This is a genomic window from Roseovarius sp. (assembly GCF_965228755.1).
Taxonomy (GTDB): Bacteria; Pseudomonadota; Alphaproteobacteria; order Rhodobacterales; family Rhodobacteraceae; genus Roseovarius.
Window position 1 is genome coordinate 257212 of sequence record NZ_CBDDIG010000002.1, and the last position, 8369, is coordinate 265580.

7 protein-coding genes and 1 pseudogene are annotated in these 8369 nt (G+C 68.0%); 4 read left to right on the plus strand and 4 right to left on the minus strand.

Annotated features, from left to right (window positions below):
• Positions 1 to 6 precede the first annotated feature (6 nt).
• The 3 genes from ACO07J_RS01480 (at position 7) to ACO07J_RS01490 (ending at position 4355) form a co-directional block, all read left to right on the plus strand.
• On the plus strand, positions 7 to 3003 hold the full coding sequence (locus ACO07J_RS01480; protein WP_422025615.1) for a DNA translocase FtsK: 2997 nt from the start codon (positions 7 to 9) through the stop codon (positions 3001 to 3003).
• 324 nt (positions 3004 to 3327) lie between these two features.
• Positions 3328 to 3597 carry a hypothetical protein gene (locus ACO07J_RS01485; RefSeq protein WP_422025617.1) on the plus strand — a complete coding sequence of 90 codons (270 nt, stop codon included), beginning with the start codon at positions 3328 to 3330 and terminating at the stop codon, positions 3595 to 3597.
• A 152-nt stretch (positions 3598 to 3749) separates the two neighbouring features.
• The gene (locus tag ACO07J_RS01490; protein ID WP_422025619.1) at positions 3750 to 4355 is read left to right on the plus strand and encodes a LolA family protein; all 606 of its coding nucleotides are present in this window, start codon (positions 3750 to 3752) and stop codon (positions 4353 to 4355) included.
• A 269-nt stretch (positions 4356 to 4624) separates the two neighbouring features.
• On the opposite strand, the gene ACO07J_RS01495 is transcribed toward ACO07J_RS01490, so the two are convergent.
• A complete protein-coding gene (locus tag ACO07J_RS01495; RefSeq protein WP_422025621.1) occupies positions 4625 to 5212 on the minus strand; it encodes a lytic transglycosylase in 588 nt (195 codons plus the stop codon).
• A 186-nt stretch (positions 5213 to 5398) separates the two neighbouring features.
• On the opposite strand from ACO07J_RS01495, the gene hspQ reads away from it, so the two are divergent.
• A complete protein-coding gene (gene hspQ, locus ACO07J_RS01500; RefSeq protein ID WP_300894841.1) occupies positions 5399 to 5725 on the plus strand; it encodes a heat shock protein HspQ in 327 nt (108 codons plus the stop codon).
• A 173-nt stretch (positions 5726 to 5898) separates the two neighbouring features.
• On the opposite strand, the gene ACO07J_RS01505 is transcribed toward hspQ, so the two are convergent.
• The 3 genes and pseudogenes from ACO07J_RS01505 to ACO07J_RS01515 all read right to left on the minus strand — a co-directional run.
• Positions 5899 to 7476 (minus strand): gamma-glutamyltransferase family protein, encoded by a 1578-nt coding sequence (locus ACO07J_RS01505; RefSeq protein ID WP_422025623.1) that lies wholly within the window; start codon positions 7474 to 7476, stop codon positions 5899 to 5901.
• 254 nt (positions 7477 to 7730) lie between these two features.
• Complete coding sequence (locus ACO07J_RS01510; protein ID WP_422025625.1) at positions 7731 to 8222, minus strand: ATP-binding protein; 492 nt, start codon at positions 8220 to 8222, stop codon at positions 7731 to 7733.
• A pseudogene (locus ACO07J_RS01515) lies at positions 8197 to 8369 on the minus strand (anti-sigma factor antagonist); the annotation flags it as partial. The pseudogene ACO07J_RS01515 and the gene ACO07J_RS01510, both read right to left, overlap by 26 nt.

An 8369-nucleotide genomic window follows, 5' to 3' on the forward strand; every position in this document is an offset into this window, starting at 1 on the left:
CGAAACATGGCATACCAGACACGCGGGCGCGACCCGTTGCTTGACAGTTCGATGGCCGAGGCGATCGAGAAGCGCGGCAAGGAACTTGCCGGGCTTGTCCTGCTGGCGATCGGCATGATGGCGACGGCGATGATCCTGTCCTACCACCCCGACGACCCGAGCTGGATGTCGGCCACCGACGCGCCGGTGAAGAACTGGATGGGCCATCTCGGCGCCTCGCTGGCGGCCACCGTGTTCATGGTGATCGGCTGGGGCGCGCTGGGCTTTGCCGTGATGATCTGCGTCTGGGGCCTGCGCTTCACCCTCCACCGGGGCGAGGAACGCGCGGTCAGCCGGCTGATCTTCGCGCCGATCTGGCTGGCGCTGCTGTCGCTCTTCGCCGCCACGCTGACCCCGGGCACAAGCTGGGCCGCCACCCACAGCTTCGGCCTCGGCGGGCTATTCGGCGATACCGTTCTGGCCACCTTCCTCGGCATCATGCCCTTCGGCGCGGGGCTCAGCCTCAAGCTCCTGTCGCTGATCATGGCCGGCCTCGCCGTCACCGTGGGCCTCTTCGTGCTGGGCGCCTCGCGCCGCGAACTCCTCCTTGCCGCCCGCTTCCTGCTGGTCGGCGTGATCATGACCTATGTCGCCCTGCGCTCGGCCCTCGGCCGCGGCGCCAGCGGGGCGGCGCAGGCCTCGATGGGGCTCAAGTCCGGCGTCCAGGGCCACCTCCAGCGCCGCGCCGAACGCCGCGCCGAGGAAGCCGCCTACGCCGAGGAAGAGGAACGCGCCGCCCGCATCGTGCCCGCCGCACCCACGCGCCAGTTGCGCGCCGAGCCGGCCCTCCATGCCGCGCCCGCCGCCACCCGCCGCGCCGCACCGCAGCCCATGGCGGCGGCACAGAAACCGGCCGCCAGGCCCGAGCCCGAGAAATCCGGCGGCCTGCTGGCCCGGATGCCCTCGCTCATCCGCCGCCCCGAGCCGGAGCCCGAGCCCGAGCTGATCGACCGCTCCTATCACGGCGAAACGCCCGACAGCCCCGGCCCCGACCGCATCCGCGCCAAGATCGCCGACGCCGTCCGCTCGCGCCGCCGCCCGGCCGAGGACGAGGTCGCGGCCCCGGTCATCCCCCATGACAAGCCGCTGACCAAGGGTCGCGGCCGTGGCCCCGACCCGCTGCTGCTCGCGCCGCGCCCGGCGAAACTGCCGCCCGAGCCGCCGCTCACCGCGGCCCATATCCCCGCGGCCCCGGCCCCCGCGCCGCAGATGGTCAACGATTTCGCCGCCGGCAACGCGTATGACGACGCCTGGGATGATGACGATTACAACGTCTATCTCGACGGCGACGACACGCCCCCCGAACCGGTCATGCAGGCCCGCCCCCGCGTCCCCGCGGCCGAGCCGAAGAAGGTCGTGCAGCACCCGCCGCGTAAGGCGCCGCAACCCTCCGCCCGCGCCCAGGCCGAGGCCCAGCCCGCCCTGCAGTTCGAGGACAAGCCGCAGGTCGAGTTCGAGCTCCCCGCCCTCAGCCTGCTGACCAACCCGGCCAGGATCGAACGCCTCCACCTCAGCGACGAGGCGCTCGAGGAAAACGCCCGGATGCTGGAAAACGTGCTCGACGATTACGGCGTCAAGGGCGAGATCGTCTCGGTCCGCCCCGGCCCCGTCGTCACCATGTACGAGCTGGAACCGGCGCCCGGCCTCAAGGCCTCCCGCGTGATCGGGCTGGCCGACGACATCGCCCGCTCCATGTCGGCGCTCTCGGCCCGCGTCTCCACCGTGCCGGGCCGCAGCGTCATCGGTATCGAGCTGCCCAACGACCACCGCGAGATGGTCGTCCTGCGCGAACTCCTCGCCTCCCGCGATTTCGGCGACAGCAACATGCGCCTGCCGCTCGCGCTCGGCAAGGATATCGGCGGCGACCCGGTGATCTCCAGCCTCGCCAAGATGCCCCACCTGCTCATCGCCGGCACCACCGGCTCGGGCAAGTCCGTGGCCATCAACACCATGATCCTCAGCCTCCTCTACAAGCTCACGCCCGAGGAATGCCGCCTGATCATGATCGACCCCAAGATGCTGGAACTGTCCGTCTATGACGGCATCCCGCACCTGCTCTCGCCCGTGGTGACCGACCCGAAGAAGGCCGTCGTCGCCCTGAAATGGGTCGTGGCCGAGATGGAGGAACGCTACCGCAAGATGTCCAAGATGGGCGTGCGCAACATCGACGGCTACAACAGCCGCGTCGAAGACGCGCTCTCGCGCGGCGAGATGTTCTCGCGCACCGTCCAGACCGGCTTCGACGACGACACCGGCGAACCCGTCTTCGAGACCGAGGAATTCGCCCCCGAGAAGATGCCCTTCATCGTCGTCATCGTCGACGAGATGGCCGACCTGATGATGGTCGCCGGCAAGGAGATCGAGGCCTGCATCCAGCGCCTCGCCCAGATGGCCCGCGCCTCCGGCATCCACCTGATCATGGCCACCCAGCGCCCCTCGGTCGACGTCATCACCGGCACGATCAAGGCCAACTTCCCGACCCGGATCTCCTTCCAGGTGACCTCCAAGGTCGACAGCCGCACCATCCTCGGCGAAATGGGCGCCGAACAGCTCCTCGGCATGGGCGACATGCTCTACATGGCCGGCGGCGGCAAGATCACCCGCTGCCACGGGCCGTTTGTGTCGGACGAGGAAGTCGAGGAAGTGGTCAGCCACCTCAAGGCCTACGGCCCGCCCGACTATGTCGGCGGCGTGCAGGACGGCCCCGAGGACGAGAAGGCCAGCGACATCGACGCGGTGCTCGGCCTCAACACCGGCGGCAACACCGATGGCGAGGACGCGCTCTACGACCAGGCCGTGCAGATCGCCATCACCGACCGAAAATGCTCGACCTCCTATATCCAGCGCAAGCTGGCCATCGGCTACAACAAGGCCGCGCGCCTCGTCGAGCAGATGGAGGACGAAGGCGTCGTCAGCCCGGCCAACCACGTCGGCAAGCGCGAGATCCTCGTCCCCGAGCAGTAAAGTGACCGGCCCCGGCCAATGCGCCGGGGCCTGACCCCCCTGCCCCGCTCCGGGGCCACGTCACCCCATGTCCGCCAGGGTACATAATGTCGGCAACGGCCTGCCTGTTGCGCAGAGTTTGGGCACGCCGCGCCCCCGCCGAACGCCCGCGCCCCCGGCACAAGCGGTGCCGCGCTTACCCGATCCCGGGATTTGTGCGCCGGCCCGCCGGTCCGCGCCCCCGGTCCTGCCTTCCTTTGCGACGCCCGGCGCGCGCCCGTATGCCTTGCTCCGTTAGCCACTCACGCCAGGCTCACACTCTGGCCAACACTCACGGAGCACGCCATGAAGAAAACGACCACCGTCCTCGCATGTACCGCGATCACCGCCGCTCTTGCCGCCACCGCCACGGCGCAGGAAGCGGCAACCAAAGCGGCGTCCAACCCGTTCGTCTCGTCGCAGAGCATGCCCGCCGCCGCCAATCAGGGCCTCATGACCGCGGGCGCGGTCGCCTCTCCGGTCGCTCTCGCGGCCGGTCTCGGCATGGTTCTGAACGACGGCAGCCCGGCCACGTCCTCCGCATCGAGCACAGGCAGGGCCAATTCAAGCCGCTGATTTCCTCCCGGATACCGGCTTGAACCCCGAAACCGGAACGGGCCCCGCCGGGGCCCGTTCCTTTTGGCCAGGATCGGCGCCATACCACCGCGACCGCAAATTTCCGTGATCGCCATGGTGCAATTTCCCGCACCAGCGCCTAAATAGGCCTCATGACTATGATACGTACCCTCCTTGCCTCGGCCGCCCTCTCTCTCGCGGCCCTGCCCGCGGCGGCCGAGAAGCTCTCGCTGGGCGAGATTTCCCGTTACCTCAACGGTTTCCAGACCGCCCAGGGAAAGTTCACCCAGATCAACGAGGATCAGACGATCTCGACCGGCCAGATCTACATCAAGCGGCCCGGCCGGGTGCGCTTCGAATACGATCCGCCCGAGGAAACTCTGGTTCTCGCCGATGGCACCCGCGTCGGCGTGATCGACCCCAAGTCGAACACCGGCCCCGAGGCCTATCCCCTGCACCGCACACCGCTCAAGATCGTGCTTGCCAACAATGTCGATTTCACCCGCGAGCGCATGGTCACCGGCCATGACAGCGACGGCAAGACGACGACGGTACGCGCGCAGGATCCGGATAATCCCGATTACGGCAGCATCGAGCTGGTCTTCACCGACAACCCGGTCGAATTGCGCCAGTGGGTCGTCACCGACGACACCGGCACCCGCACGACCGTGGTGCTGGGCGACCTGAGAACCGGCGTCTCGATCGGAGATGACCGCTTCGTCATTCCGGGCGTCGGCGTCGAGACGATCGACCGATAATATCTTACGTTGATAAGCCGCGCGTCGACGGGCCGTGGCGCGGCGATCCAACAGGGGTGATGGGCATTTTATCCCTGCCGCGCACCTCTGTCCTGCCTGCGTTGCACCGACCTCGCCAAATCGCCGTGCCGTCCGGACGGCCCGTCGATGCGCGGCGGGCTGCGCCCTCGATTCCGCGCTCGGCGCATGAACGCACCCTGTGCACCACGAAAAGGCCCGAGTTCAAAAGAAAAAGCCGCCGCCCGACCCCGGGCAGCGGCTCTTTCATTTCAGTACCGCCCGCAGCGCGCCAGCTGCGCCTGGTAGGTATTGGCCCGCGCCGCCGTCTTGTCGGCGACCCGCAACAGCCACGCCTTCTTGTTGTAGCTGCCGCTCCGGTAACCGCCCCGCCCCTCGTGATAGGCAAGGTACTGGTTGCGCGTGTCATGCTGGGAAATGCCGAGGTCCTGGGTCGTCTTCGCCATGTACCAGCCCATGAAATCGGCGGCATCGTGGATATCGTTGCGGCGCGCGTTGTACCGTCCGCGCTCCTCGAGATATTCCTCCCACGTGCCGTCCAGCGCCTGGCTATAGCCATAGGCCGAACTGATCCGGCCCATCGGGATCACCCCGAGCGTCCAGCGGAAGGGCGTGCGCGCCTCCCCGTCGAACTTGCTCTCCTGGTAGATCGTGGCCATCTGCACGTGAACGGGAACCCCCCATTGCCGCTCGGCGGCACGGAAGGCTCGGGCGTATTGCGGACGCTCGCGAAGGATCACGCAGGCGTCGTCAAGGTTGTCGGGCGCGGGACCGCTGCTGCGGCCGCCACACGACCCCACCAGCAAGATCAATAGAATCGCGCGAAGAGTTCTGCTCATCTGCCTCTCGCTCTTTTTTTGGTCTTTTTTACCATTGTAACGCATCGCGGCGCCTTGGGAAATCCCGAATTCCGGCACCTTTACTGTCATGGGCGGGTTCACACACTGTTTCTCGCGCTTCCGCCAGCAGGCATTGGACAAACGGGCCTTGAATTGGGTAATGTCTGCCTTTAGGGGCTGTTTTGAATGTATACGACACGTGCGAAATATCATTTGGGTCAAGTCGTGCGCCACCGGAAGCATCCGTTCCGGGGGGTGGTCTTCGACGTCGATCCCGAATTTTCCAATACCGAGGAGTGGTACGAATCCCTCCCCGAGGAAAGCCGTCCGTCGAAGGAACAGCCGTTCTACCACCTGCTGGCCGAGAACGACCAAAGCTACTACGTCGCCTATGTCAGCGAACAGAACCTGATCGCCGACTATTCCGGCGAACCGGTGGGGCACCCCGACATCCCCGACCTGTTCGGCCCGTTCGAAGACGGCCACTACCCACTGCATTTCCAATTGAACTGACCGGGCGGTGGGTTTGCACCCACCCTACATTCCCCGGATGGGCCGGGCGGGCCCGACCCCGCCCCTCACCGTCATCCCGTAGGGTGGGTGCCAACCCACCGCCCGTCCCGGCCCCCGAGCCACCCGAGGCCCCGGGCCAGGCCCGTGGCGCGACAGGCACCGCTACAAACGCCTCAATACCCCAGCGCACACCCGTCCTTGCGCGGATCGCTGCCGCCTTCCAGAACGCCGCCCTCATGCATCAGGATCGCCTGCGCTCCGCCAATCGGCTCATCGGGCACAACGACATCGTGCCCCATATCCGCCAGCGCCCGCCGCACCGCCTCCGGATAGCCACGCTCGACCTTCAGCGCGCCACCATCGGCGAAACTCCGCGGCGCGTCGATCGCCGCCTGCGGCGACAGGCCGAAATCGCGCAGGTTGCTCACGAACCGCGCATGCCCGTTCGGCTGATAGGCCCCGCCCATCACCCCGAACGGCATCACCACCCGGCCGCCCTCGCGCAGTATGCCCGGAATGATCGTGTGCATCGGCCGCTTCCCGCCGCCCAGCTCGTTGGGATGGCCCGGCGTCAGGGTGAACCCCGCGCCCCGGTTCTGGAACAGGATGCCGAACTTCTCCGACGCAATGCCCGACCCGAACCCGTGGAAGATCGAATAGATCAGCGACACCGCCATCCGGTCGCGGTCCACCACGGTAATATAGACCGTGTCCTTGTGCACCGCCTCGGCCACCTGCGCCGCCTTGGCCATCGCCCGCTTCGGGTCGATCAGCGCCGCCAGCCGCTCCGCCGTCTCCGGCGCCAGCATGTGATCCAGCCGCGCCGTATGATCCGGATCGGCAATGAACCGGTTCCGCGCATCATAGGCGAGCTTCGCCGCCTCCGCCTCGACATGCGCCCGCTCGGCGCCCCACGGGTCCATCCCGGCGATGTCGAACTGCCTGAGGATATTCAGCATCAGGATCGCCGTCGCGCCCTGCCCGTTCGGCGGATGCTCGACCAGCTCCACCCCGCCATATGTCCCGGCCACCGGATCGGCGTAGTCGCAGGCCACCCCCGCGAAATCCTCGGCCGTGTGCACGCCGCCCATGTCGCCCAGCGCCGCCAGCATGTCCTCGGCCACCTCGCCCTCGTAGAACGCCTTGCGCCCATCCTTCGCCACCCGGCGCAGAACCTCCGCCTGCCCCGGCGCGCGGAAAAGCTGCCCCGCCGTCAGCGGTTGGCCGCCATCGGAATAATGCGCCACCCCGTGCCCCTGAAGCACCGCCACGTCATTCGGGAAATCGAACGCCACCCGCTCGGCCACCGGCACGCCCGCCTCGGCATAGTGGATCGCCGGCTCCAGCACCGCGTCCAGTCCCAGCCGCCCGTGATCCTCGCTCAACCGACAGAATGCATCCACCGCGCCGGGCACCGTCACCGCCTCGACCCCGTGCACCGGCACCGTCTCGTGCCCCTTCTCCCGCAGCGCCGCCGCATCCGCCGCCGCCGGCGCCCGGCCCGACCCGTTCAGCGCCCGCACCTCGTCGCGTCCCGGCTCGTTGAACAGTACGAAGCAATCGCCGCCGATCCCGGTCATCTGCGGCTCGCAGATTCCCAGCAGCACGGCCCCGGCAATCGCCGCGTCCACCGCGTTGCCGCCCCGTTCGAGAATACCCACCGCCGCCTTCGCCGCGAGCGGGTGAGAGGTGGCGCACATGCCGTTCGCCGCCAGAACGGGCGAACGGCCCGGAAGATGAAGATCGCGCATAGATGAAAGCCCTCCTCTGTTCCCTGTTGCCGCGACACTAAGGCCGCCGCGCGGGAATGCCAACAAACCGGCGGGCCGGCGCGTGACTTTGCTGATTTTCAGGGGAAGGGGAGGTAGACCTCGACGCCGCGCACTGGGTGGGGGCTGTTAAACGCGGCGCCGAGGGAAGCCATATGCAGCTACAAGACCGGTTATGATGTTCATTTCGGGCGGTTTTTCGTAATGAATGCGGCGAGATTAAGGTTTTTGCCCCGTCACGCCCCCGCACGCGGCGCAAACCGCAACCCAAGGGTGTTTTGCCCGGCCTCGCGGCTGTATCGGACCGCATCGGCTTGGCTGTGAATCAGGTACCAGCCGAATCCGCCTTCCGGCTGCCGCTCGCAAGGCACCTCCGTCTCCGGCAGCCCACCGGGCGGCATGGTCCCGCCCGGCATCGGCCGGCCCCGGTCGGCCACCGTCACGCAGAGCGCCTCGCCCTCCATCCGCGCCTTCAGCCACACGCGCCCGCCGGCCCCGCCATAGGCATGTTCGCCGATATTGTTCAGCACCTCCGCCAGCACCAGCTCGACCCGGAACAGCAGGCCCGGCGCCGCCCCGGCCTGCGCCATCAGCCCGCGCACGGCGCTCACCGCCTCGCGCGTGGCCTCCGGCGTCGCCCGGATCGTCAGCGACAGGCGCAGCCCCGCCTCCGCCCCGGCCCGGCCGCCCGGCACGGCCCGCTCACCCGGCCGCGCGGCGCGTGGCACTGTCGACATCCCCGTGAATCGCGAAAACCGTATCCATCCGCGTCAGCCGGAACACCTTGTCGACGTCCGGCGCCAGCGCCGCGAGGTCCAGCTTGCGCTCCGGCCCGAGGAACTTCATCACCGCCACGATGGCGCCCAGGCCGCTCG